This window comes from Thermithiobacillus plumbiphilus, assembly GCF_038070005.1.
GTDB lineage: Bacteria > Pseudomonadota > Gammaproteobacteria > Acidithiobacillales > Thermithiobacillaceae > JBBPCO01.
On record NZ_JBBPCO010000013.1, the window covers coordinates 65,309 to 88,951 of the forward strand.

Here is a 23,643-nt window from a genome sequence, read left to right on the forward strand (position 1 = left end):
CAGTCACAAATACCCGCCTAGCGGCTACGCGAGGTGTCTTCCTCTGGATAGGCGCTGATCTTGTGCATGCTCAGGTCCGCGCCATCGTACTCCTGTTCCTGGCTGAGCCGCAGCCCGATCAGGCGCTGGATCAAACCGTACACGATATAGCCCGCCAGGGCCGCAATCAACACGCCAAGCAGGGTGCCCAGGAGTTGGGACATGATGCTCACGCCACCGCGTCCGCCCAGCACTTGCTGGCCGAAGATGCCCGCCGCGAGACCACCCCAGACGCCGGCCACGCCATGCAGGGGCCAGACCCCGAGCACGTCATCGATGCGCCAGCGATATTGCTGCAGCTCGAAAACATAGACAAAGAGCGTACCGGCAACAGCGCCAATCGCCAGCGCGCCCAGGGGATGCACCAGATCCGAGCCCGCGCAGATGGCCACCAGGCCCGCCAGGGCGCCGTTATGCACGAAGCCCGGATCATTGCGGCCCATGACGAGCGCTGCTAGCAAGCCACCGACCATGGCCATCAGGGAATTGAGCGCCACCAGACCCAATGCCGCCTCCAGCCGCTGCGCGCTCATCACGTTGAAGCCGAACCAGCCAACGACAAGGATCCAGGAACCCAGTGCCAGAAAGGGAATGTTGGAGGGTGGGATGGCGTGCACCGCGCCATCCTTGCCAAAACGGCCCCGGCGCGGGCCAAGATGGCGAACCGCCATCAGGGCAATCCAGCCGCCCATGGCGTGGACCACCACCGAACCCGCGAAATCATGGAATTGTGCACCAAACAGGCCCTTCAACCAGGCCTGGATGCCAAAATGGGCATTCCAGACGATGCCCTCATAAAAGGGATACACGAGGCCGACGAGCAGGGCGGTTGCAAGCATCTGCGGATAGAACCGGGCACGCTCGGCAATACCGCCGGAAATGATGGCCGGAATGGCCGCCGCGAAGGTCAGGAGAAAGAAAAACTTCACCAGACCATAGCCATTGTCCCCGCGGATCAGGGTGTCGGCGCCATGGAGAAAACTTACCCCATAGGCAATCCAGTAACCGACAAAGAAGTAGGCCAACGTGGACACCCCGAAGTCGGCAATGATCTTCACCAGCGCATTGACCTGATTCTTGCGCCGGACCGTGCCCACCTCCAGGAAAGCGAAGCCGGCGTGCATGGCGAGCACCATGACGGCACCCATGAGCACAAAGAAGACATCCCCGCCGCTGAGGGCAGCCTGCATGTTTGCCATTTTCCACCCAATCCGCCTGCCCGCTCATGGTCGGGCAGCTTACTTATCATTTTCCTGGCTAATCCTCGATGGCACGCCGGCCACTCAGGGCACTGCTGAGTGTGCCGCGATCCACGTACTCCAGTTCCCCGCCGACCGGCACGCCATGGGCGATACGGCTGGCCCGCAGGCCGTGCATGCGCACCAGATCGGCCAGGAAGTGAGCCGTGGCCTCGCCTTCCACGGTCGGATTGGTGGCCAGGATCACTTCCTCGAAACCCTGATCCAGCAGGGCTTCGAAGCGATCGATGCCGAGCGCTTCGGGGCCGATGCCGTCCAGCGGCGAGAGATGCCCCATGAGCACGAAATAAAAACCGTCATAGGTTCCGGTCGCTTCGATGGCTGCGACATCCGCAGGGGTCTCGACCACGCAGAGCAGACGTGGATCGCGCCGGGATGACTGACACAGACCACAAATCGGCGCATCGCTGAGGTTGTTGCAGCGCTGGCAGTGACTGACCGTTTCATCAGCCCGACGCAGGGCCGCGGCCAGTTCCCCCATGGCCGGGCGCTTGCGCTCCAGCAGTGCATAGGCCATGCGCCGGGCGGAGCGTGGCCCGACCCCGGGCAACTGCCGCAGGGCCTGCACCAGTTCCTCGATGGCGGGGACGGTGTAAGCCAAGGTCGCTCCTTAGAAGGGCATGTTCATGCCGGGGATGTTCAGCCCACCGGTCAGACTGGCCATTTTGTCCGCCGCGGTCTTTTCCGCCTGACGCACGGCGTCGTTGAACGCAGCGGCGACGAGATCCTCCAGCATTTCCTGATCACCCTCCTGCAGGAGATTGGGGTCGATGCTGACACGCCGGACATCGTTGCGGCAGGTCATCACCACCTTGACCATGCCGCCACCGGACTGGCCAGTGACTTCCATCTGCGCCAGTTCCTCCTGCGCCTTCTTCATGTCTTCCTGGATCTTCTGGGCCTGCTTCATGATATTGCCCAAGCCGCCTTTCATCATGGTCGCGCTCCATTCATTGGGTGTAGGTTTCTACCGGAGGGTTAGTCCTTCGGTTCCACTTTAACAATGCTGGCCTCGAATGTCTGCAGCATTTCACGTACCAGGGGATCTTCCTGCATGGCCTGCTCCGCCGCAGCCTGCCGCGCCTGGCGGGCCTGTGCCTGACGCCTGGCGGGGGTGTCGCCCTGAGCGCTTTCCATGCGGATCAGCTTCAGTTTTGGCTGCTGTCCCAGATGGCTTTTGAGGGCCTGCTCCAGGGCAGCGCGGAATTTCGGGTTGTCGGCCATGTTCGCGTGCCCCGGCGACAGTGCAATCGTCACCGCCTCGGCCGAGAACTCACGCGCCTCGGCATGTTCCAGCACCGCCTTCCACAAACCCAGGATATCGAGCTGCTGCAGCACCTGTCCCCAGTCCGCCGGACCTGGAGCGGCTGCCGTGGTTGCCGGTGCTGGCGAGGCAGCCACGCGCGGATCCGGAAAGGGGGCCGGGTTTTCGCGCACTGCGGGTACCGCTGCGGACACCGGTGTTACAGCTTCGAAGGGCTTGCCGGAGGGGCTGGGCGAGGCCGTCCTGGCTGGCACATCCTGCCTGGGCCGGGGTGCCGGGGCAGCTATCTCATCCCGACTGACCTGCGGCTGAAAGGCCAGCATGCGCAGCAAAGCCATTTCCAGGCCTACTCGGCCGTCCGGCGCGAGGTGCAGATCCCGCCGGGCCAGCAGGGCAATTTGATAATAGAGTTGCAGATCGGCCGGATTCAGACGCCTAGCCAGATCGGTCAGCCGCTGCGCCTCAGCCAGGTCATCCGCCGGCGCATCGGCAAGGACCTGACGCAAAGCCAGGGCGTGGAGGATGCGTGCGAGGTCTTCCAGGAACAGGGCCGCGTCATAACCGGACTGCAGGATGCCCTCGAGCTGTTCGAACAGGGCACCAGTTTGCCCAGCAGCGAGGGCCTCGACAATGTCAAAGAGTGCTGCGCGCTGGGTCTGGCCCAGCATGGCACCGACCGCATCGCCCTGCACCGCGCCGCCGCCATGGACGATGGCCTGATCCAGCAGGCTCAAGGCATCACGCAGACTGCCGTCGGCTGCCCGCGCAAGCTGGCGCAGGCCCGCGTCATCGAAGGCAAGCGCCTCCGCCTCCAGGATCTGCGCCATGCGCGTGCGGATGAGTTCCGGATCGAGCCGACGCAGATTGAACTGCAGACAGCGCGACAGCACGGTGACCGGCAGCTTTTGCGGGTCGGTGGTCGCCAGCAGGAACTTCACATGCGGGGGTGGTTCTTCGAGGGTCTTCAGGAGGGCATTGAAGCTATGCCCGGAAAGCATGTGCACTTCGTCGATGAGGTAGACCTTGAAGCGCCCGGCCGTTGGGGCATATTGCACGTTGTCGAGCAGTTCCCGGGTATCATCCACCTTGGTGCGGCTGGCGGCATCGACCTCGATGAGATCGACGAAGCGCCCCTCCTCGATCTCACGGCAGGCGGCGCATTCGCCACAGGGCTGGCTGCTGACGCCCCGCTCACAGTTCAGGCATTTGGCAAACAGGCGGGCTATGGTGGTCTTGCCCACCCCGCGGGTGCCGGAAAACAGGAAGGCATGATGCAGGCGCCCGGAGTCCAGGGCATGCGCCAGAGCGCGCACGACATGCTCCTGCCCGACATAGTCCGCGAACCGCTGCGGACGCCATTTGCGCGCTAGGGCCAGATAAGCCGGCATGAGGGGGTACCCGCAAGAAAGGTGGCGGCTCGGACCAGCCACACCCCGGCACATGGATCGGCTGCTGCCGCTGCTCCCTTCCGGGCCTGACGGGGTTCACAACCTACCATTGCGAGGGGACCGGTCTTCGCCGCCATTGATCGCTTAGACCTTAGTAGTTATGCATGGAATTCTGGCGGAGAGGGTGGGATTCGAACCCACGGTACCCTTTTGGAGTACACAGCATTTCCAGTGCTGCACCTTCGGCCGCTCGGTCACCTCTCCAGAACGGAATGGGCGATTATAGGCTGCTTTGGGGGCCGGAGCAAGCCAGATTGGCTTCACTTGACGTACTGCACGAAGACCTCGCCTTCGCGCACCATGCCAAGCTCCATCCTCGCCCGCTCCTCCACGGCGGCAGTCCCGGCGCGCAGGTCCTGCACCTCGGCCAGCAGCCGCTTGTTGCGATCTTCCAGCCGATGATTTTCCGCCTGCTGCAGGGTCAGTTCCTTGCGCAGCGTAAGCACCGTGCGCCAGCTGCCTTCCGCGAACCAGAGCGGATATTGCAGGATCAGCAGTATGGCAAGCAGTGAGGCATTGAGCAGGCGCATGGAACCCGACCGTGATTACAGGGTGGATCGAGGACTGGATTCCCTCAATTTAGCCCAGATTGTAAAAAGCGCTACGCCCGGGATAGACCGCATGACGGCCAAGCTGCTCCTCGATGCGCAGCAACTGGTTGTATTTCGCCAGCCGGTCGGTGCGCGACAGCGAGCCAGTCTTGATCTGGCCGCAGCCGGTCGCCACCGCGATATCGGCAATGGTGGTGTCCTCGCTCTCGCCCGAACGGTGCGAAACCACGGCGGTATAGCGATGCTGCTTGGCCATCTCGATGGCAGCCAGGGTCTCGGTCAGGGTGCCGATCTGGTTGACCTTGATGAGAATGGAGTTGGCGATCCCTTCTTCGATCCCGCGGCGCAGGATACCGGCATTGGTGACGAAAAGGTCATCGCCCACGAGCTGCACCCGCTTGCCCAGACGCTCGGTCAGGAGCTTCCAGCCGGCCCAGTCGTTCTGGTCCATGCCATCCTCGATGGTGATCAGCGGATAGCGATCCACCCAGCCAGCGAGATAATCCACGAATTCGGCAGCGCTCAGACTGCGCTTCTCGCTTTCCAGATGATAGCGGCCATCCTGATAGAACTCGCTCGATGCCACGTCCAGACCCAGCAGCACGTCCTCCCCGGGGCGGAAACCCGCTGCCTCGATGCCTTCCATGATCAGTTCAAGCGCGGCCTCATTGGAAGGCAGGTCCGGAGCAAAGCCGCCCTCATCGCCGACCGTGGTCGCCAGCCCGCGCTTGTGCAGCACTTTCTTCAGGGCATGAAAGACCTCGGTGCCCATGCGCAGGGCCTCGGAAAAGCTTGGGGCGCCGACCGGCAGGATCATGAATTCCTGCATGTCCACGGCATTGTCGGCATGCGCGCCACCGTTGATGATGTTCATCATCGGCACTGGCAGCACCAGGGGCCCGAGGCCACCGATGTAACGATACAGCGGCTGATCCAGCTCGGCGGCGGCGGCGTGGGCGCAGGCCATGGACACCGCCAGCACGGCGTTGGCGCCGAGGCGCGACTTGTTGGGGGTGCCATCCAGATCGATCATGATCTGGTCGATTTCCTGCTGCTCGAAGACTTCGATGCCGAGCAGGGCCTCGCGAATCTCGCCACGCACGTTGGCGACGGCCTGACGCACGCCCTTGCCACCAAATCGCGGCTCATTGTCGCGCAGCTCCACGGCCTCGCGCTCGCCGGTGGAAGCCCCACTCGGGACGATGGCGCGACCGCGAATGCCGCTGTCGAGCAGAATCTCGGCCTCTACCGTCGGGTTGCCTCGGGAATCCAGAACTTCGCGCGCATGAACATCGATAATGGCAGACATGTCAACTCCGCTTGTGGCTTTTCAGGTGAATCGTCTTGGCATCTCGCATCAGGACTGCGGGCCGCCAAGGAGGGAATTTTCCGCAAGTGGCCGGCCCTTGACCGCCTGGTCGATGAGCTGCAGGCTTTCCAGCAACTCGGCCATGCGCCCCAGCGGCCAGGCATTGGGCCCGTCGGACAGGGCGCACTCGGGATTCGGATGGGTTTCCATGAAGATGCCGGAGATGCCGGCGGCCATGGCGGCGCGGGCCAGCACCGGCACGAACTCGCGCTGGCCACCGGACTTCTCGCCCTGGCCACCCGGCAACTGCACGGAATGGGTGGCATCGAAGACCACCGGGCAGCCGGTATCGCGCATCACGGCCAGGGCGCGCATGTCGGAGACAAGATTGTTGTAGCCGAAGGAGACGCCGCGTTCGCAGACCATGATCCGCTCATTGCCGGTGGCGCGCGCCTTGTCCACGACATTCTTCATGTCCCAGGGCGCCAGGAACTGGCCCTTCTTGATGTTCACCGGCTTGCCCGCGGCCGCCACGGCCTGGATGAAATCCGTCTGGCGGCAGAGAAAAGCGGGTGTCTGCAGCACGTCCACCACGGCGGCCACTGGCTCGACCTCATCCTTTTCATGGATATCGGTGAGTACCGGCACGCCGATTTCACGGCGGACCTTGTCGAGGATACGCAATCCCTCATCCATGCCCAGCCCGCGGAAGGACTTCACCGAGGAACGGTTGGCCTTGTCAAAGGAGCTTTTGTAGATGAAGGGAATGCCCAGACGATCGGCAATCTCCTTGAGTTGGCCGGCGGTTTCCAGGGCCAGGCCCTCGGACTCGATGACGCAGGGTCCGGCGATGAGAAAGAAGGGATGCTCGATGCCAACGGGAAAACCACAGAGATGCATCAGGATTGACCTCTTGCGCGCTGGTCCATGGCAGCCTGGACAAAGGCTTCGAAAAGCGGATGGCCATAGCGCGGTGTGCTGGTGAATTCGGGATGGAACTGGCAGGCCAGGAACCAGGGATGATCCGGGATCTCGACCATTTCCACGAGCTGACCATCCTCGGAGGTGCCCGAGATCCGCAGGCCTGCTTCCGTGAGCGGGTCGCGAAAACGGTTGTTGAACTCGAAGCGATGACGATGGCGCTCCAGGACTCGCTCCGCGCCGTACACTCGGGCGGCCAGACTGTCAGCCTGCAGATGGCAGGCCTGCTCGCCAAGGCGCATGCTGCCGCCGAGATTGCCACCGGCCTCGCGATAGGCGATATCGCCTTCGGGCGTGCGCCACTCGGTCATCAGGGCGATCACCGGATTGGGCGTCTCCGGCTCGAACTCGGCACTGGCGGCATCAGCAAGGCCAACGACATTGCGGGCGAACTCCACCACGGCCATCTGCATGCCAAGACAAATCCCGAGATAAGGCACGCCATTCTCGCGGGCGTAGCGGATGGCGGCAATCTTGCCCTCGATGCCGCGGCTGCCAAAGCCCCCCGGCACCAGCACGGCGTCGGCATCGAGCAGGAGGGCCCCGGCGCCCTCCTGCTCGATCTGCTCGGCATCCACGTAGAGCACCCGCAACTTGATGCGCTTGCGGAAACTGGCGTGAATCAGGGCCTCGGACAGCGACTTGTAGGACTCGGTCAGGCCGACATATTTGCCCACCAGCGCAATGCGCACCTCGCCCTGGGGATTGTCCATGGCGTCAACGATGGCTTCCCAGCGGGACAGATCCGGGGCGCCGGTATTCAGACCCAGGCGCTTGACGACGAAATCATCAAAACCTTCTTGATGCAGCAAGAGCGGAATGCGGTAGATGCTGTCGCTGTCCACGGCGGAAATGACAGCACGCTCGGGGACGTTGCAGAAAAGCGCAATCTTGGCGCGGTGGTCGGCGGGCACCGGCCGGTCGCCGCGGCAGAGCACGACATCGGCCTGGATGCCGATTTCGCGCAGGTCGCGCACCGAGTGCTGGGTGGGCTTGGTCTTGATCTCGCCGGCAGAGGCGATGTAGGGCACCAAGGTCAGGTGCACGAACATGGTGTTCTCGCGCCCCTCCTCCACGGCCATCTGCCGGATGGCTTCTAGGAAGGGCTGGGACTCGATGTCGCCGACGGTCCCGCCGATTTCCACCAGCGCCACCTCTGCGCCCTCGGCGCCGAGCTTGATGCGTCGCTTGATCTCATCGGTGATGTGCGGAATGACCTGCACCGTGCCACCGAGATAATCGCCGCGCCGCTCCTTCTCGATCACGGTCTGGTAGACAAGCCCCGTGGTGAAGTTGTTGCGCCGCCCCATGCGCGCGGAGATGAAGCGCTCGTAGTGACCGAGATCGAGATCGGTTTCCGCGCCGTCATGGGTAACGAAGACCTCGCCATGCTGGAACGGGCTCATCGTGCCGGGATCGACATTGATGTAGGGGTCGAGCTTGAGCATGGTGACCTTGAGGCCACGGGCTTCGAGCAAGGCCCCAAGCGATGCGCTGGCAATGCCTTTCCCGAGGGAAGACACTACGCCACCGGTCACGAAGATGTATTTGGTCATGGCTTGACTGATCGCGTAAGACGGAGGGAGGAATGCAGGCGTGAACCTTAGCAGAAAGCCGGCGAAGTCTCAACGCCAGTGGATGATCGCCGACGAGTATACAGCCCGCTGATCTTTTCCTACAATGCCAGCCACTATCTCCAGACAGGATGATGCAATTGTCCAGCGCCGTATCCGCCCTAGCCGGCAGGATGAACCGGAAGTCTCTCGCCCTGCCACGCAGCCTGTTCCTGATCCTCATTGCCATCACGCTGTTCCGCTACGCCTACATCGTCTGGGGGCCGCTGGACCTGGCCCCGGACGAGGCGCATTACTGGGAATGGTCACGACATCTGGATCTCGGCTACTACAGCAAGGGGCCGGTGATTGCCTGGCTGATTGCGCTCGGCACGCAGATCGCCGGCAATACCGAGCTTGGCGTACGGCTGTTCGCACCTCTGATCTCACTCGGGGCATCCCTGCTGGCCTGGCGCTTTGCCAGTCGGCTCTGGGATTCGGTGCAAGCCGGTCTCATCGCCGCCCTGCTGATCACGCTCAGTCCGCTGTTTTTCATTGGTGGCCTGGTGATGACCACCGACGTGCCGATGGTGCTTTGCTGGCTGGCAGCACTCTACGCGACCTGGCATGCCGTAGCGCTGGACAGCCCCCGCGCCTGGTATGCGGCGGGCCTGTTCACCGGCCTGGGCTTGCTGACCAAGCTCAGCATGGGCCTCCTGCCGGCCGCCGTACTGCTTTATTTGATCTGGCAGCCCGCGTTGCGCCACTGGCTGCGCCGCAGGGAGCCCTATCTGGCGGCGCTCATCGCCCTGCTCTGCACCCTGCCCATGCTCTGGTGGAACGCGCAGAACGATTGGGGCACCTTTCTGCATGCCGGCGCGCATGTCGAGGAAGGTCAGGCCAGCATTGGCGACTGGTTCGAGTTCCTGGGTGGCCAGATCGGTATCATCTCACCAGTCCTCTTCTTCCTGGTGGCCATGGGCATCTGGCGGCTCATGCGCCGGCCCGAGCCACGCCCGGGCTTTTACGGCATCATTCTGTGGCCCAGCCTTTTGAGCCTGCTGTTTTTCTTTAGCAAGGCCATGGTCGGCAGCGTCAACGCCAACTGGCCGGTGGCCACCTACACGGGGCTGTTCATCCTGGCGGCGGGACCGCTGAGCGAGCCACGGTTCCGGCGCTGGCTGATGGCGGGCTTTGGGTTGGCCATCCTGAGCCTGGCGATCGTACTCAGCACCGATCTGTTGCGTGATGCGGGCTTGCCTGTCAAACGCAAGCAGGACGCCTCGCACCAGATGCGCGGCTGGGCGCAGATGGCGGACCAGGTGGAGCGCATTCGCCGCAGCACGGGCCCGGCCTTTCTGGTCAGCGGCAGCTATCAGACCGCCTCCAGCCTGGCTTTCTATCTGCCGGATCAAGCACAGGTCTATAACGCCAACTTCGGCGGACGGCGCTTCAATCAGTATGACTTCTGGCCGGACTTTGAAAAGCATCGGGGCGAAAATGCCCTGCTGGTGATGGATGGAGTAAGCAGTGAGCCACCGCCGATCTGGTCATCGCGCTTTGATCGCTGTGAGTCAAAAGGAAGCCATCAATCGATCACCCAGAACGTGAAGTGGCGCGAATTCAGCGTGTTTTTCTGCGAGAACTACCATGGCGGCGAGTGGCCCCGACCCGGAAAGTTCTAACGGGCCCGGGCTGCGTCCCGAAATGCACTGAACAAGGCGGCGAGCTCCGCCAGTTGGTAGTGGGCATTCAAGCCACTGGGGTTGGGCAGCACCCAGATATTGGCATCACCGATGCGCTCTGCCTGCCTGCCGAGTGTTGCCTTGGGCCGGACGAAGGCATGCCGGTAGGCGCCAATGCCAAGCACCGCCAGCCAGCGCGGTCGCCAGCGCTCCACCGTGGCGGCCAGCGCAATCTGCCCCTTCCGTAGTTCTTCCGGGGATAACTCGGCGGCCGTGGCCGTAGCGCGCGCCACGATGTTGGTGATGCCGCAGCCTGCGCGCAGCAGTTCGGATGACTCGGAAGGATGCAACAGCCGGTCGGTAAAGCCCGCCTGATGCAGGGCCGGCCAGAAGCGATTGCCGGGCCGGGCGAAATGCTGCCCCAGGGCTGCTGAATAGAGGCTGGGGTTAATGCCACAGAACAGCACATCGAGCCCCGGCGCGATCACATCGGGTACGGTCTTGTCCTTCGCGGCCAGCAATTGCTGGCTGTCGGGCCGAGCGCCGCCAGCCTTTCTACGCATCACTCACGCGTCGCTTTCCGGCAGCGCTAAGCCTTCGGCCTGCAGCAGTTCGCGCAGGAGACTGGTGGCATAGCTGCCCGCGGGCAGCTGAAACGCCAGCCAGATTCCAGCCGGGCTCGTTTCCATGCGCAGATCAGAGGCCAGTGCCCGCAAGGGTCGGCGCGCCGCGTCCAGCCCCTGTTTGCTGAGTTGCGCGGCCCACTCCAGGCCATCACGGGCGAAGGGCTCGGGGCCCTGCCAGGCTGCCAGGGCTTCGGTTTCGATGCTGGTAGCCAGACCCACTGCTTGCAGGCCTCCCCGGCCGCACAGCGGGCCGCTCGGGTGGACATCCAGATCAGCAGCGCGCCGATTCAGCTCCGGCAGCTCTTCAGGGGTGGCCAGGAACATGCTCCGGCTGCCTTCGAGCATGACCAGCTCGCCGGGCAGGATCTGGTCCCAGTTGCCTGCGCGAATCCGGGCTTCCAGCACGGCATTGAACAGCACACTGCGGGCGGCGGAGAGATAGATCCCGCGCAGATGCCGGTCGCGGGGGCGAAAGCTGCCAGCCAATAATGCTGCCGCCTTTTCGACATTACCCTGACCAAAGCCGAAGCGCTGCTCACCGAAGAAGTTTGGGAAACCACCAGTGCCGATACGCGCCAGGCGCTCGGCAAGCATCGCAGGATCACCGCGCAATTCGCGCAAATGCAATCGAAAGCAGTTGCCGGACAGAATGCCGCGCTTTATCTTGCGCCGGTGGCGGGTGATCTCCAGCAGCTCGATCTCAGGACCCGCCAGCACCTGCCAGTCTGGCTCTTCTTTGCCGGCGAGATCCACTGTGAAATACTGGGTGGTGACTGCCTGGCGATCCTTGAGCCCGGCGAATCCGACCTGCGATAGCGGCACACCCGCCAGACGCGCCAGACGGCGGGCAGCCTCCTCGGTATTGATGCCGGTTTTCCGCAGCCGAATCCAGGCATGCTGCCCTTCCCCATCGGGCCCAAAGGGCAGTATCTCCTCGACCTGAAAATCCGCGGGCTCCTGGCGGATCAGGGCCGACAGGGCGGGTCCGGGATAGGCATAGGGCATGTTCATTGCGGCAGCAGCAACACGATGGCCTGGGCGGCGATGCCTTCGCCCCGTCCGGTAAAACCCAGATGCTCGGTGGTGGTGGCCTTGATATTGAGCTTCTGCGCCTCCACTGCCAGGTCCCCGGCCAGATGCGCGAGCATCTGCGGGATGTGTGGTGCCAGGCGCGGCCGCTGACAGATCAGCGTGGCATCCAGGTTGGCGAGCTGCCAGCCCCCTGCCCGTACCTTCTGCCAGACATCGCGCAGCAGGATGCGCGAGTCGATGCCCTTGAAGGCCGCGTCGGTATCCGGAAAATGCCGGCCGATGTCGCCTAGACCGGCGGCACCCAGCAGGGCATCGCAGACGGCATGAAGCAGCACGTCGGCATCCGAGTGACCGGCCAGCCCCTGTTCAAAGGGGATCCGGACGCCGCCCAGGATCAGCGGCCTGTCATTCACCAGTGCATGCACATCAAATCCCTGTCCGATTCGCATCTAATTCTCCCCGGCGAGAATGCCGACCAGAATAATGGCCGCCATGTCCATGTCCTCTGACAAAGTGATCTTGAGATTGTCCGTGTGCCCCTGCACCATGCGCGGGTGGCCACCGGCCCTCTCGATGGCACTGGCCTCGTCGGTGATCTCGACACCCTGGCGCAGCGCCGCGCTCAGGGCGGCACGCAGACTACCCAGCCGGAAGGCCTGAGGCGTGAAGGCGCGCCAGAGCTGCTGGCGTGGCACAGTCTCCTGGATCACGCAATTATCCACGCGCTTGAGCGTGTCCGCCACCGGCGCGCCGAGAATGGCGCCCTCGGCGCCGGCATCGAGCGCCTGCAGCAGGGCATCGATATCCGCCTGGCGCAGGCAGGGCCGGGCGGCATCGTGCACCAGTACCCAATCCCTGGGGTCGGCATGGGCGTCCAGGGCCTCCAGGCCGCGCAGCACGGATTGTGCGCGGCTTTCACCACCGACGCAGACCGGCAGCAGCTTGTCCCGGGTGAGGGGCGCCACGTGCTGGGCAACGGCATTCCATTGCGCCTTGTCTGCTGCAGTGGCGACCTGAATGCCGCGCAGGCGCGGATGCAGCCCCAGCCGGTCCAGGGTATGGGCCAGCACCGGTTTGTCCTGCAGCATCAGAAACTGCTTCGGGATAGCCGTACCCATGCGCGAGCCGCTGCCCGCAGCCGGTATCACGGCCCAGACCGGTCGACTGATTTCGGAATCCGACATGCTGGCCTTCTCTCAAGCTCAGAATTGCAAGCATCATCCGGAATTCGGCCGGCGTAGTCAAAGCCCCTGTCACGGGATAGAATTGCCCCCTTCCACGAGGTCTGATATATGAATGATACGTCTAGCGCCCTGCAGCTTCCCCCAGCTCCTGCAGCAGGGCAGCGGGTCCTGCTGGGTGGCATGCACGGCAGTGCTGCGGCGCTCGTCATCGCGCAGGTTGCCCTGGCCTGGCAACGCCCCTTGCTGGTGATCGCCCGCTCGGCGATCGAGCTGCGGCAACTCGAAACGGAGCTGCGTTTCTTTGGCGCCGGTTCGGAAGATCTCCCCATTCTCGCCTTTCCGGATCGGGAAATCCTGCCCTATGATCTCTTTTCGCCGCCCGCGGATCTGACCGCGCAGCGGCTCGCGGCGCTTTACGCCATGCCCGGTATGCAGCGCGGCATCATCCTGACCGTGCTGTCCGCCGCCGCCCAGGTCCTGCCACCGCGCAGCTTTCTTGATCAGCGCGCCTTCGTATTGGCCAAGGGCGACGTGCTCAAGCCCGAGGCCTTCCGCCTGCGGCTGGTGAATGCCGGTTACCGCCAGGTCAGTCAGGTCAGCGAGGCCGGTGAAATCGCCTGGCGCGGTGGCATCCTCGACATCTTCCCGCCGGGCAGCTCCGCGCCCTATCGGGTGGATCTCTTTGATGACGAGGTCGACAGCATCCGCCGCTTCGACCCCGAGACGCAGATTTCCAGCGGCAGCGTGGAAAGGGTGGAACTGCTGCCAGCCCGCGAGGTCCCGCACGACGAGGCCGGCATCCAGCAGTTTCGCGGCGCCTTTCGCGCTGCTTTTGCCGGCGACCCGCAACGTTGCACCATCTACCGCGATGTCAGCAACGGCATCATCCCGGCCGGCATTGAGTCCTATCTGCCGCTGTTTTTCGAGGAAACCGCCACCCTGTTCGATTACCTGCCCGATAACAGCAGCGTCGTGCTGCACGATGACTGGCATCAGCATTATGAAGGCCTCTGGGCGGAATGGCAGCGGCGCTTCGAGGATCGTCAACACGATAAGCTCCGGCCGGTGCTCGCGCCAGGCAGTCTCACCTTGCCGATGAAGCGTTTCTTTGACTGCGTCGAGAAACGCTCCCGGCTGGCGCTGGCGGAGCAGCAGGAATCACTGCTTGGCGAGCCTGATCGCAGATTGCCGTTTGCCTCACCGCCAGAACTCGGCGTCACGCATGGCCAGGACCCCCTGGGGCATTTGATTGCCTGGCTGGACAGCCTGCCGGAAACCGCGCGGGTACTGATCGCCGCCGAGTCCCGCGGCCGCCGCGAGGCGTTGCAGGAGAGCCTGCGGGTACGGCTGCATGCCGCACGTCCGGCCGAGAACTGGCAGGACTTCGTGCACAGCGAGGCGCGCCTGGCCCTGACCACGGCTCCCCTGGAGCGCGGCCTGCTGCAGCTCGATCCAGGGCACGGCAAGGCTGAGCTCGCCATCGTTTCCGAAGCCCAGCTGTTTGGCAACCGGGTATTTGCCCAGCGACGCCAGCGCAGCCAGCAGAAACGCAATCTCGATACCGTCATTCGCGATCTCGGCGAGCTGAGCGTCGACGACCCCGTGGTGCATGAGGATTATGGCATCGGACGCTTCAAAGGGCTGGCCATGCCCTTTGCCGATCGGGGAGACGCCAACGAATACGTCATGCTCCAGTATGCCGAACAGGATATATTATATCTGCCAATCGCCGCTCTGGACCGCCTGAGCCGCTATATCGGCAATGCCAGCGAAACACCGCCGCTATCCAAGCTGGGCAACGACAACTGGTCCAAAGCCAAGGCCCGCGCCCGCGCCAAGGCCATCGATGCCGCGGCGGAGCTTCTGGACATCCATGCCCGCCGGGCCGCGCGCCAGGGACAGGTGTTTCCGGGCGCGGATGACGCCTACTGGGACTTCGTGTCCGGCTTCCCCTTCGAGGAAACCCCCGACCAGCAGGCAGCCATCGATGCCGTGATCAGCGACATGGTTTCGCCCAACCCCATGGATCGCCTTATCGTCGGTGATGTGGGCTTTGGCAAGACCGAGGTCGCCCTGCGCGCCGCCTTCATCGCGGTCAATGGCGGCGCCCAGGTAGCCCTGCTCGTGCCGACCACCCTGCTGGCCCAGCAGCACTTTGAGAATTTCCGCGACCGATTCGCCGACAGCGGCGTGCGGGTTGAGCTTCTGTCCCGCTTTCGCTCAGCCAAGGAACAAAAAGCCGTGCTGGAGGACCTTGCGCGGGGCACCGTGGACATCGTCATCGGCACCCACCGTCTGCTGCAAAAGGATGTGAAATTCAAGCAGCTCGGGTTGCTCATCCTGGATGAGGAACATCGTTTTGGCGTGCGCCAGAAGGAACGCGTCAAGGAACTGCGCGCCGAGGTGGACATCCTGACCCTTACCGCCACGCCCATCCCCCGCACCCTGAGCATGTCGCTGGCCGGCTTGCGCGATCTCTCCATCATCAGCACGCCCCCGGAGCGGCGCCTGCCGGTCAAGACTGCAGTCACCGTCTGGGACGACACCTTGGTCCGCGAAGCCGTGTTGCGCGAAATTCATCGTGGCGGACAGGTCTATTTTCTGCACAACGAGGTCCAGAGTATCGAACGCATGGCCAAGACGCTCGGCATCTTGGTCCCCGAGGCCAGCGTCCGCATCGCGCATGGTCAGATGAGCGAGAACGAACTCGAAAGCGTCATGCTTGATTTTTATCACCAGCGCTTCAACGTGCTCATGAGCACCACCATCATCGAGTCTGGCATCGACAACCCCCACGCCAACACGATCCTGATCAACCGTGCCGACAAACTGGGCTTGGCGCAACTGCATCAGTTGCGTGGGCGCGTCGGCCGTTCGCACCAGCGTGCCTACGCCTATCTCATCACGCCCGAGCCTGCCGCCATCAGCGCGGATGCCAAAAAGCGCCTTGAAGCCATTCAGTCCCTGGAAGAACTCGGTATCGGCTTTGCACTCGCCAGCCAGGACCTGGAGATCCGCGGTGCGGGCGAGATCCTGGGCGAGGAGCAGAGCGGACGCATTGATGAGGTGGGTTTTGCGCTATATTCAGAACTGCTGAACGAGGCCGTGGAGGCCATTCGCGCCGGGCGTGACCCGCATACCCTATCCGATAGCAAGGGCAGCGGCCCCGAGGTCAACCTCAATATCCCGGCCCTAATCCCGGCGGACTACCTGCCGGACATCAACCTGCGCCTGCAGATGTACAAGCGTATCGCCCAGGCCCGCGATATGGATACCTTGCACGAGCTGCGGGTGGAGATGATCGATCGCTTTGGTCTCCTGCCCGAGCCGGTCAAATCGCTTTTCTGTCAGGCAGAGATCAAGCTCGAATGCATGGCTCTGGGCGTCCAGAAGCTCGATGCCGGTCCCGCGGGCGGGCGCATTCAGTTCCTGCCGCAACCAAAGGTCAAACCCGAAACCGTCATCCGGCTCATCCAGAGCAAATCCAGCGTTTTCCGGCTGGAAGGCCAGGACAAGCTGCGCATCACCCAGGCCCTGCCCGATGGTCTGGCGCGCTGCGAAGCCATCCAGCGCCATCTCGACCAACTGAAGGATTGAGCATGCCGCGCATTCTGATCAATCAACTCGTCCCCGCTCCCCAAGCCGCCAGACTGAATGACGCGCCAGCCGGCCTGAGCCTGCATCCGCTCGGTGAGACCGCCATCGGCGGTGATTTCCTGCGAGTTCTGGAGCTGCGCTTTGATGCCGACCTACGCGCAGTAGCGGCAGAATGGCTGGCGGATGCCGCAGGTGCGCATGCCAGCGAGGATCTGGTCCTGCACACCCTTGCGGTGCATGAAGCCACACCCATGGCGAGACTTGTCTTGCAGGGACATCCCGCCGACGCCCTGCGCCCGGCACTGGATACCCTGCATCTGGCGGGCCTAGCCGCCTGCACGGCGGGACAGTCTGGACAGGACCTGCTGGAAATTCCGCTGGCCGGCGGCGATCCGGACTGGCGCCTGCTGAACCACCAGCTACTGGAAGCCATGGTGGGAGTTGCCGCTGACGTGGCCCTCTGCCCCGCCCACTGGCAGGCCAGCCATTTCGGGCTTTTTCTGAGCGACATGGATTCTACGCTCATCAGCATCGAATGCATTGACGAGCTTGCCGACATGGCCGGCCTGAAACCGCAAGTATCTGCCATCACCGAACGGGCCATGCAGGGTGAACTGGATTTCGCCGCCAGCCTCAAGGCCCGGGTGGCACTGCTGAAGGATCTGCCCGCCAGTATGCTGGAAAGGGTCTACACAGAAAGGCTGCAACTCAATCCGGGCGCGGAAGCGCTGATTCAGGGGCTCAAGGCACAGGGCTGCCGCCTGGGCGTGGTGTCTGGCGGTTTCACTTTTTTCACCGAACGGCTCAAGGAGTACTTAGGCCTTGATTACGCCTTTGCCAATGAACTGGAAATTCAGGACGGACGCCTGACAGGCAAGGTACTCGGGGAGATTGTGGATGCACAGGCCAAAGCCCGCATCCTGGCGCAACTCGCGACCGAACTGGGCCTGCCGCTCTCACGCTGCATCGCGGTCGGCGACGGCGCGAACGACCTGCCCATGCTGAAGCTGGCAGGGCTTGGTGTTGCCTATCATGCCAAACCGGTGGTACAGGCCCAGGCCAACTATAACATCCGCCACGGCGGGCTGGACCGGATATTGCCCCTGACTCGCACCTCTATGGCAGCTTACTAGAGGTAGCATTAAACAGAAAGGTGATCGCTGCAAGAGGGACTGCGGCAGGACTAAAAGCGAACATGGGCCATGGGTGTTTCCTTGTTTTCGGGGACTTTCCACTCAGGAACATGAGCAGATGGAACTCTACTTTGAGGGGCTGCCGTTGGATTCATGCCATGAAGCAAGACATGGTGATACAAACAATCTGCCGTGATAGGCGCCGACCACTGTCTTGGCTGCAATGATGGTCCACATCACGACCAGCATCATAACAAGCGCCATACCCATAATGTCGAAGAAGATCAAGTGTAGTATCGAGCCCAATTTCAAGGTGGCGACGGCATAAACACCCAGCGGAAATGTAAATCCCCACCAGCCAAGATTGAATGGTATTCCAGATCTGAAATAGCGTATCGTAATCAACAGTGTCAACATCATCCACCACAAACCAAATCCCCAGAACAGAAGTCCGCTGATCAGGCCAAAGCCAGCCGCAATATTGCCAAAATTAATCATGCCATGCGCTGCAAAGATCGCCGGAGAATCGCCCCCCATCACCAACATGCCCAAGGCGCCGGTGCCGATCGGCCCCAGTGATAGCCAGGTCGAAGCGGCCATGCTTTCATGCGGCAGCTTATGAAGCGCCATACGCAGCATGAGAATCACCAGCGTGCTCAGGGCAACTGGTACCGAATAGGCCCATAGCACATAGCTGGTAATAAGCGTGATGAATTGCGCGCTGATGTCGGTCAGGTAAGGCGCCAGCAACCCGCCACTGACGGCCGCAACTTCCGCGGCGACCACAGGCAAAAGCCATACGGCCGTCATCTGGTCGATACTATGTTCCTGAAAGGTAAACATCATGAAAGGAATTAAAACGCCAGAGGCCAGGGCCATTGCCACATCGAGCCACCAAAGCATTTCCACCATCGGTATGATGGAAGCGCCCCAGCGTGGTAGTCCAAACAACAAAAATCCATTAATGATGGTTGCCAGCCCCATAGGTATGGTGCCAAAGAACATCGAAACCGTGGAATGGCTGAAAATCTGCTTGGCTTCTTCGAAAAAAAGCAGCCAGCGGCTCGCGTACATCATGCTGAACAATACGAACAGGCCGATGTTCAAGAACCATAACGCCTCTCCAAGATGTTTCAGCCAAGGGACGGTCAAGGGCAATTGCCCCAAGGCCAGCGCCAGAATGCCAGTACCCATAGTCATGGCAAACCAGTTAGGTGTGAACTGTCTGATGGCTTCGATCGGGCTCGATAAAGCCTTCAAAGGATATTTTCCGCTCATGATTGCTACGAGCCTATTTTCGATCATGCCGCATTTCCTATGGAACTGTTGGTGCAACTGATACCCAATATAGGCAATGCGATTTGCCGCAAATCAAGCACAAAACGATTTACGGAAAAACCTCAGTGCTATTTCAAGTTAAGCGATTTCATGGACATTATCAATTACTTGGGCACAGGGACAGGCTTTTGACTCAGAATCCACTTTACCATGATAGTGGCCTGCTCTACTGAAATCTGCGGGTGAGGTGGCATAGGCACGCCACCAGTCAGCGCATTCCAATTACCCGCCCCACCAGCTTGAATCTTCTTTGTCAATTTCGGAACGGCGGACTTGTCGCCTTTATAACGATAAGCAATCCATGAAAATGCTGGACCAACTAATTTTTTATCTACAGAATGGCAGGCCATGCAACCAGCACCCTGCATGAGCTCAGGTGCCCCATCCGCCTGTGCATCGCTCACCGTGAAGACAAGACACGCAAAAGCTGCACCGAAGATCCGAGAACGCTTTCGAAACATTTCTTTCTCCTTTCAGATATGAAAACTTCCACCTTCACTTTACCCCTTGATCTCTTTTATTCCATCTTTCTCCCAAAGCATTTTTTGCTCTGCCTGGCTCTCGTAGAAATTCTGCATTAACACCAACAAAGAGGAAACTCACTACCAGGAGATCAAGCTTGATCTCTTGACTTTATGGTGAACAACAACCTGAATGGCAAAAAACCGTGCCACTCAGTCCGGCATCAATATTTTACCGAACCATAGCCATCATTCTCTATACAGCCTACATTTATGGCTATTTCAACCGGTACATTTCCATGCAGCACCTTATGAATCGGGCACTGGGTTAAAATCCTTCTCAGGATTACCACGTCCGAGCTGGATATCAACTCAGACAGCTCAAGCTCTACGAGAAAATATTTAATTTTCGCAGTCGTATAATCCACCTGCCAGTATATAGCAGCATAAATTTGGCACACCATTTCCCGACGATCTAAAAACCGCCTTGCAAAAAGCAAAAGACAAGAGCCCAAAGCTATGGCCAGATGCTCGACCGGACTTAATACACTGCTCATGGAACTTTCATCCGATTTTTTACAAATACGCTTATATCCTCCGATTTCCTCAGCCACATTGATACAACCATTCCATTCAGTAGCAAAGAAACTTTACCCAAAGAGTCCATGGCTTAAATTTTATCCCAAAAATAGGAAGCAAAAGGCGTAATCATTTTTGATTGACCCTCGAACCTTAGCCAAACATGCAATTATGGCACCATATACGCCTTCAGGTAGTATTATATTTGCGCCACAAGCATCACTCCGAAAATATTAGACTTTTGCAATTCAACTACGTGCCCGCCATCCGTAGCCATATCCAACAAGGATGTTGAAATTACAACTGCATATCAACGATGCGCCGCCAACTCTTAGACCAATGTCACGACGAGTCATATTAATGCTTCTGAGTAACATTTTGTGGCGGAAGCTTTGCTGCCGAAGCCTTCGAAGTTGAAGCTTTAACTCCGTTTTGAACCTTGTTTTGCTGATACATATATGCAGCTATCTCCTTTACTTTATTTTCTGGAATTGGTCCTCCATAAGATTTTCGCATTTTCTCCACTATCGTTTCCCACTCTTTCAGTGTCAAAGATGGCTGCTGATACACCATGCCTGCCGAATGACACATCAAACAGTAAGCATTTGCCAAGTCGGATCCTGGTCCTGGCTTGAACACCTCCTTGCTTGTAGGCAGAGCAACTTCTATTGACTCAAATTGTATATTTTTATCTCTAGCCGAAGTCTTTTCAGCACCATCTTCCACCGAACAACCCAAAACTGTAGAAAATATCAAAATGCAGCCTGATATATTTAAAATACTTGACATGGAGCGATCTCCTTATACGCTGTGCAATATAGTTTTTTCTATGACATTGAGCATATACCCAGTCGGATTCCAGGTTGGTCTTCCTGGTTGCTCCAAGCCATGGGAATTGATGGTTTTAACCATTAGCACTTGGTCAGCACCACGCGGGCCGGCTCTAAAGTGCGTTTCCCATTGGCGAAAACTGTACTTTCCATAATCCTTGCCAAGCGTCGCCGGCTTCCATGTTTTACCACGGTCTGCCGAAAACAATACCTGCTTGACTCCGGCATCGCCCCCGAAAGCAATACCACGCACAGCCATATCACGTTCTGCATGGATCATATCGCCATCTTTAAAGTTGGTAATAAATGATCGAGGCACCATTTTGTTGATAGGAATTTTTTTGTAGTCCTTCTGACCAGGCGCCACACTAGCTCCTGGAGTAGCGGGCATAAGATATGCTGACGTCATCCAGTAATTCTCATCTGGCTTATTGAGAACTTCAATGTCAGAAAGCATCTTTACCCAATAGGTTGAATACCATCCAGGCACAATCAGACGTAGAGGAAATCCATTCAACAATGGCAGCGGCTTTCCATTCATGGCATAGGCAATGATTACCTCATCATCTAGAGCATGATCTACATCCAGAGATTTCATATAGTCCGGAGTACCCGGAACCACACCTTTATCAAGGCCATTGAAACGCACCTGTACTGCTCCAGGATTAATGCCGGATTTTTTCAACACATCCTTCAAGCGCACGCCTGTCCATAAGGCATTCCCCATAGCCCCATTACCCCACTCTGCGCCAGACACTCTCGGTTGAAAGAAACCGCGACTGTTTCCCGAGCACTGATTCACAGCAGCCATTTGAACTGGCTGGAAGTCATGGACAAGTTGTTTCAATGTTAACTCTATAGGCTTTTTAACATGGCCATGCACCTTCAATCGGAATGATTCGACGTCAACCGATGTCGGAATATCTGCCAAATGCCAGCGCACAAAAAAAAGATTATTTGGAGTAAAAATACCTTTATCAAAAACTTCAAATGGCGTTTCCAGCAATGGTGGCCTGGTACGCAATAGAATTAAATTTCCTTTTTGAGGGAAGCTTGCCATTGACCGTTTACCATTGGCAAACGGTAAATTTACGATACCAGCAGCCAGGGAGCTCAATGAATGGCTAAGCAATCCCGCAGTTCCCAGCATGGTTGACATTTGTATAAATTGCCGCCTGCTTATACCTTCTATCAGGCTTCTTTTCTCTATTTCCACATTCATTCTCCTTTGCAGAGTGGGAAACCAATTATCCATGAATATCTGTATCGGCCTATTTCAAGCCACGCCACTTAACTCCATCCCAGTTTAACTCCACTGAGCATCCCTACATATTTATCTCCCTGAGGGCAGTGATGCGTTCGCCGTGATTCCATGCCGGACCACGATTCAATTCTTCTATTGGTAGAACCCAAATAGGAAACTTCATATATTCAATCCTGAATTATTCTTCCGCCGTGTTGGTGAGCTTGCCAAAGTCTCTACCAATCTTTTAATCGCATCATCACTGAACTCACGATCACTTATGATAAGCAGTGTAAGTTGAGAACCCAAAGGCTCAGTACGCCAATACTTTTCGGATACTTCACCTTGATTGCTGCGCAGATGCAATTCCCTTTTCGGCACAGGCAGGAAAAACAAATTTACCTTGCCATTTTGCGGATCGATGAAACGTACATGCTGTGATCGCCACGCTTCCAGTTCACAAACTTTGGCGAACTGGACGGGAATATTTTCAATGGTTCCTTGCAATCCAGTTCTTGCAAACCAGTTCTTCAGCGCTGGATCAGGCTTTCTATATAAGTCATTTTCATGATCAACCTGCGTTACTGCGGCTGTTAATATCGATGGACAATAATTTGCATTAAACCACCCCATGGTCAGCCAGTAAGCCAGAGGCATACCGATAATGAGCATTGCTGCTGCTGCCATTGCAGACCAACTCCAGCCTACGCGATGCCTTATTTTTATTTGCTGATCGAGATCTACATTTATCTGATGCACCAGGTCCTCTGGTACAGCAACTTTTTGCAGTTCTTCTTTTAACCAAGCATCCAAGCAATTAACACCGTTTTCTTTTTCGATATCACTCATCTTCTATCTCCAAAGGTTGGAGGCTCATTTCACTCTGAAACTCATAGGAACTCATGTTCAGCGATTCTAGGGTATCAGCACCCAATAGACCTTTTAATGTATTTCGTGCTCTATTTAGCCGACTCATAACTGTTCCGATAGGCATTTCCAGAACATCAGCCATTTCTTGATAGCTACACCCATCCAAGCAGCGCAAAAGAATGATCTCCTGTTGCCACAATGGCATTTTAGCCATGGCACGTCGCAAGTCCTCGGAACATTCCCAAGCACGTATACTATTGATACCCGCCTGAAAATTTGCGCTCTGCTCATTTCTGATCAGCTCCTTATCCGGCAGGCAACGACAATATGCGCGCCTCAAAATAGTTAATAGCCATGAGCGAATCTTGTTTTTATCCCGCAAACTGTCACGCACCTGCCAGGCCTGATAGAAGCATTCCTGTACAAGGTCTTTAGCCATATCTTCGTCCCTGGTCAGCCAAAGTGCATGACGATATAAACTCGATGAATAGTCTACGATCCAGATCTCAAATTGATCCTTTTGGCGTTTCTTGCCAAGAATGAATTTCATATGTTCTTAGTGCCTTCCCCCACGTTTAGTCCCATCTATCAGCTAGCTCAGTCCGTCCGTTCTTCACACTCTGGTCCTTCCGGCTAGTTGCCCCGGCTGAACCAGCCTTAG

22 protein-coding genes, 1 tRNA gene and 1 other RNA gene are annotated in these 23,643 nt (G+C 59.0%); 3 read left to right on the top strand and 21 right to left on the bottom strand.

Annotation, left to right across the window (positions count from 1 at the left end):
- Positions 1 to 17 precede the first annotated feature (17 nt).
- The 10 genes from WOB96_RS12675 to WOB96_RS12720 all read right to left on the bottom strand — a co-directional run bounded on the left by WOB96_RS12675 (position 18) and on the right by WOB96_RS12720 (position 8,407).
- Entirely contained in the window at positions 18 to 1,229 is a 1,212-nt protein-coding gene (locus tag WOB96_RS12675) for an ammonium transporter (protein WP_341371664.1), read from the bottom strand.
- A gap of 67 nt (positions 1,230 to 1,296) precedes the next feature.
- Entirely contained in the window at positions 1,297 to 1,899 is a 603-nt protein-coding gene (gene recR, locus WOB96_RS12680) for a recombination mediator RecR (protein ID WP_341371665.1), read from the bottom strand.
- 9 nt (positions 1,900 to 1,908) lie between these two features.
- Positions 1,909 to 2,235, bottom strand: a complete 327-nt coding sequence (locus WOB96_RS12685; protein ID WP_479725482.1) for a YbaB/EbfC family nucleoid-associated protein — start codon at positions 2,233 to 2,235, stop codon at positions 1,909 to 1,911.
- Between the two features lie 41 nt (positions 2,236 to 2,276).
- A complete protein-coding gene (gene dnaX / locus WOB96_RS12690; protein WP_341371666.1) occupies positions 2,277 to 3,950 on the bottom strand; it encodes a DNA polymerase III subunit gamma/tau in 1,674 nt (557 codons plus the stop codon).
- A 29-nt stretch (positions 3,951 to 3,979) separates the two neighbouring features.
- Positions 3,980 to 4,076, bottom strand: an RNA gene (gene ffs / locus WOB96_RS12695) — signal recognition particle sRNA small type.
- 47 nt (positions 4,077 to 4,123) lie between these two features.
- Positions 4,124 to 4,214, bottom strand: a tRNA-Ser gene (locus WOB96_RS12700).
- 56 nt (positions 4,215 to 4,270) lie between these two features.
- On the bottom strand, positions 4,271 to 4,540 hold the full coding sequence (gene ftsB / locus WOB96_RS12705) for a cell division protein FtsB (protein ID WP_341371667.1): 270 nt from the start codon (positions 4,538 to 4,540) through the stop codon (positions 4,271 to 4,273).
- 49 nt (positions 4,541 to 4,589) lie between these two features.
- Positions 4,590 to 5,870 (bottom strand): phosphopyruvate hydratase, encoded by a 1,281-nt coding sequence (eno, locus tag WOB96_RS12710; protein ID WP_341371668.1) that lies wholly within the window; start codon positions 5,868 to 5,870, stop codon positions 4,590 to 4,592.
- Between the two features lie 48 nt (positions 5,871 to 5,918).
- Positions 5,919 to 6,770 carry a 3-deoxy-8-phosphooctulonate synthase gene (gene kdsA, locus WOB96_RS12715; protein ID WP_341371669.1) on the bottom strand — a complete coding sequence of 284 codons (852 nt, stop codon included), beginning with the start codon at positions 6,768 to 6,770 and terminating at the stop codon, positions 5,919 to 5,921.
- Positions 6,770 to 8,407 (bottom strand): CTP synthase, encoded by a 1,638-nt coding sequence (locus WOB96_RS12720; protein ID WP_341371670.1) that lies wholly within the window; start codon positions 8,405 to 8,407, stop codon positions 6,770 to 6,772. Before WOB96_RS12720 ends, kdsA begins: the two co-directional genes overlap by 1 nt.
- Positions 8,408 to 8,598: 191 nt before the next feature.
- Here WOB96_RS12720 and WOB96_RS12725 point away from each other — a divergent pair, with 191 nt between their 5' ends.
- Complete coding sequence (locus WOB96_RS12725; protein WP_341371671.1) at positions 8,599 to 10,089, top strand: ArnT family glycosyltransferase; 1,491 nt, start codon at positions 8,599 to 8,601, stop codon at positions 10,087 to 10,089.
- Here the strand turns inward: WOB96_RS12725 and mug are convergent.
- From mug to ispD, 4 genes are read right to left on the bottom strand one after another with little or no spacing between them, the layout of a single operon-like run.
- Positions 10,086 to 10,652, bottom strand: coding sequence for a G/U mismatch-specific DNA glycosylase (gene mug, locus WOB96_RS12730; RefSeq protein WP_341371672.1), 567 nt, complete (start codon positions 10,650 to 10,652; stop codon positions 10,086 to 10,088). The two genes, WOB96_RS12725 and mug, sit on opposite strands and share 4 nt — an antisense overlap.
- A 3-nt stretch (positions 10,653 to 10,655) precedes the next feature.
- Positions 10,656 to 11,726: a tRNA pseudouridine(13) synthase TruD gene (gene truD / locus WOB96_RS12735; RefSeq protein ID WP_341371673.1), complete on the bottom strand. Its 1,071-nt coding sequence runs from the start codon at positions 11,724 to 11,726 to the stop codon at positions 10,656 to 10,658.
- Positions 11,723 to 12,196 carry a 2-C-methyl-D-erythritol 2,4-cyclodiphosphate synthase gene (gene ispF / locus WOB96_RS12740; RefSeq protein ID WP_341371674.1) on the bottom strand — a complete coding sequence of 158 codons (474 nt, stop codon included), beginning with the start codon at positions 12,194 to 12,196 and terminating at the stop codon, positions 11,723 to 11,725. Before ispF ends, truD begins: the two co-directional genes overlap by 4 nt.
- The gene (gene ispD / locus WOB96_RS12745) at positions 12,197 to 12,931 is read right to left on the bottom strand and encodes a 2-C-methyl-D-erythritol 4-phosphate cytidylyltransferase (protein ID WP_341371675.1); all 735 of its coding nucleotides are present in this window, start codon (positions 12,929 to 12,931) and stop codon (positions 12,197 to 12,199) included.
- A 108-nt stretch (positions 12,932 to 13,039) separates the two neighbouring features.
- Between ispD and mfd the strand changes: the two genes are divergently transcribed.
- Both mfd and serB read left to right on the top strand, forming a co-directional pair.
- Positions 13,040 to 16,528: a transcription-repair coupling factor gene (gene mfd / locus WOB96_RS12750; protein WP_341371676.1), complete on the top strand. Its 3,489-nt coding sequence runs from the start codon at positions 13,040 to 13,042 to the stop codon at positions 16,526 to 16,528.
- A gap of 2 nt (positions 16,529 to 16,530) precedes the next feature.
- A complete protein-coding gene (gene serB / locus WOB96_RS12755) occupies positions 16,531 to 17,661 on the top strand; it encodes a phosphoserine phosphatase SerB (RefSeq protein WP_341371677.1) in 1,131 nt (376 codons plus the stop codon).
- Positions 17,662 to 17,787: 126 nt separating this feature from the next.
- Here serB and WOB96_RS12760 read toward each other — a convergent pair whose 3' ends face one another.
- The 7 genes from WOB96_RS12760 to WOB96_RS12790 form a co-directional block, all read right to left on the bottom strand.
- On the bottom strand, positions 17,788 to 18,966 hold the full coding sequence (locus WOB96_RS12760; RefSeq protein WP_341371678.1) for a TDT family transporter: 1,179 nt from the start codon (positions 18,964 to 18,966) through the stop codon (positions 17,788 to 17,790).
- Positions 18,967 to 19,103: 137 nt separating this feature from the next.
- Complete coding sequence (locus WOB96_RS12765; RefSeq protein ID WP_341371679.1) at positions 19,104 to 19,460, bottom strand: c-type cytochrome; 357 nt, start codon at positions 19,458 to 19,460, stop codon at positions 19,104 to 19,106.
- Between the two features lie 224 nt (positions 19,461 to 19,684).
- A complete protein-coding gene (locus WOB96_RS12770) occupies positions 19,685 to 20,074 on the bottom strand; it encodes an OsmC family protein (RefSeq protein WP_341371680.1) in 390 nt (129 codons plus the stop codon).
- 322 nt (positions 20,075 to 20,396) lie between these two features.
- Positions 20,397 to 20,828 (bottom strand): c-type cytochrome, encoded by a 432-nt coding sequence (locus WOB96_RS12775; protein WP_341371681.1) that lies wholly within the window; start codon positions 20,826 to 20,828, stop codon positions 20,397 to 20,399.
- Positions 20,829 to 20,840: 12 nt separating this feature from the next.
- Positions 20,841 to 22,085 carry a molybdopterin-dependent oxidoreductase gene (locus WOB96_RS12780; protein WP_341371682.1) on the bottom strand — a complete coding sequence of 415 codons (1,245 nt, stop codon included), beginning with the start codon at positions 22,083 to 22,085 and terminating at the stop codon, positions 20,841 to 20,843.
- Positions 22,086 to 22,292: 207 nt separating this feature from the next.
- Positions 22,293 to 22,961: a DUF3379 family protein gene (locus tag WOB96_RS12785; RefSeq protein ID WP_341371683.1), complete on the bottom strand. Its 669-nt coding sequence runs from the start codon at positions 22,959 to 22,961 to the stop codon at positions 22,293 to 22,295.
- Positions 22,954 to 23,532: a sigma-70 family RNA polymerase sigma factor gene (locus WOB96_RS12790; RefSeq protein ID WP_341371684.1), complete on the bottom strand. Its 579-nt coding sequence runs from the start codon at positions 23,530 to 23,532 to the stop codon at positions 22,954 to 22,956. The genes WOB96_RS12785 and WOB96_RS12790 overlap by 8 nt, the downstream gene beginning before the upstream one ends.
- Positions 23,533 to 23,643 lie beyond the last annotated feature (111 nt).

Coding starts and splice junctions, on each gene's coding strand:
- WOB96_RS12675 (WP_341371664.1), bottom strand. CDS start 1,229: ATGCAGGCTGCCCTCAGCGGCGGGGATGTCTTCTTTGTGCTCATGGGT.
- WOB96_RS12685 (WP_479725482.1), bottom strand. CDS start 2,235: ATGATGAAAGGCGGCTTGGGCAATATCATGAAGCAGGCCCAGAAGATC.
- dnaX (WP_341371666.1), bottom strand. CDS start 3,950: ATGCCGGCTTATCTGGCCCTAGCGCGCAAATGGCGTCCGCAGCGGTTC.
- ftsB (WP_341371667.1), bottom strand. CDS start 4,540: ATGCGCCTGCTCAATGCCTCACTGCTTGCCATACTGCTGATCCTGCAA.
- eno (WP_341371668.1), bottom strand. CDS start 5,870: ATGTCTGCCATTATCGATGTTCATGCGCGCGAAGTTCTGGATTCCCGA.
- kdsA (WP_341371669.1), bottom strand. CDS start 6,770: ATGCATCTCTGTGGTTTTCCCGTTGGCATCGAGCATCCCTTCTTTCTC.
- WOB96_RS12720 (WP_341371670.1), bottom strand. CDS start 8,407: ATGACCAAATACATCTTCGTGACCGGTGGCGTAGTGTCTTCCCTCGGG.
- WOB96_RS12725 (WP_341371671.1), top strand. CDS start 8,599: ATGAACCGGAAGTCTCTCGCCCTGCCACGCAGCCTGTTCCTGATCCTC.
- mug (WP_341371672.1), bottom strand. CDS start 10,652: ATGCGTAGAAAGGCTGGCGGCGCTCGGCCCGACAGCCAGCAATTGCTG.
- truD (WP_341371673.1), bottom strand. CDS start 11,726: ATGAACATGCCCTATGCCTATCCCGGACCCGCCCTGTCGGCCCTGATC.
- ispF (WP_341371674.1), bottom strand. CDS start 12,196: ATGCGAATCGGACAGGGATTTGATGTGCATGCACTGGTGAATGACAGG.
- ispD (WP_341371675.1), bottom strand. CDS start 12,931: ATGTCGGATTCCGAAATCAGTCGACCGGTCTGGGCCGTGATACCGGCT.
- mfd (WP_341371676.1), top strand. CDS start 13,040: ATGAATGATACGTCTAGCGCCCTGCAGCTTCCCCCAGCTCCTGCAGCA.
- serB (WP_341371677.1), top strand. CDS start 16,531: ATGCCGCGCATTCTGATCAATCAACTCGTCCCCGCTCCCCAAGCCGCC.
- WOB96_RS12760 (WP_341371678.1), bottom strand. CDS start 18,966: ATGATCGAAAATAGGCTCGTAGCAATCATGAGCGGAAAATATCCTTTG.
- WOB96_RS12765 (WP_341371679.1), bottom strand. CDS start 19,460: ATGTTTCGAAAGCGTTCTCGGATCTTCGGTGCAGCTTTTGCGTGTCTT.
- WOB96_RS12775 (WP_341371681.1), bottom strand. CDS start 20,828: ATGTCAAGTATTTTAAATATATCAGGCTGCATTTTGATATTTTCTACA.
- WOB96_RS12785 (WP_341371683.1), bottom strand. CDS start 22,961: ATGAGTGATATCGAAAAAGAAAACGGTGTTAATTGCTTGGATGCTTGG.
- WOB96_RS12790 (WP_341371684.1), bottom strand. CDS start 23,532: ATGAAATTCATTCTTGGCAAGAAACGCCAAAAGGATCAATTTGAGATC.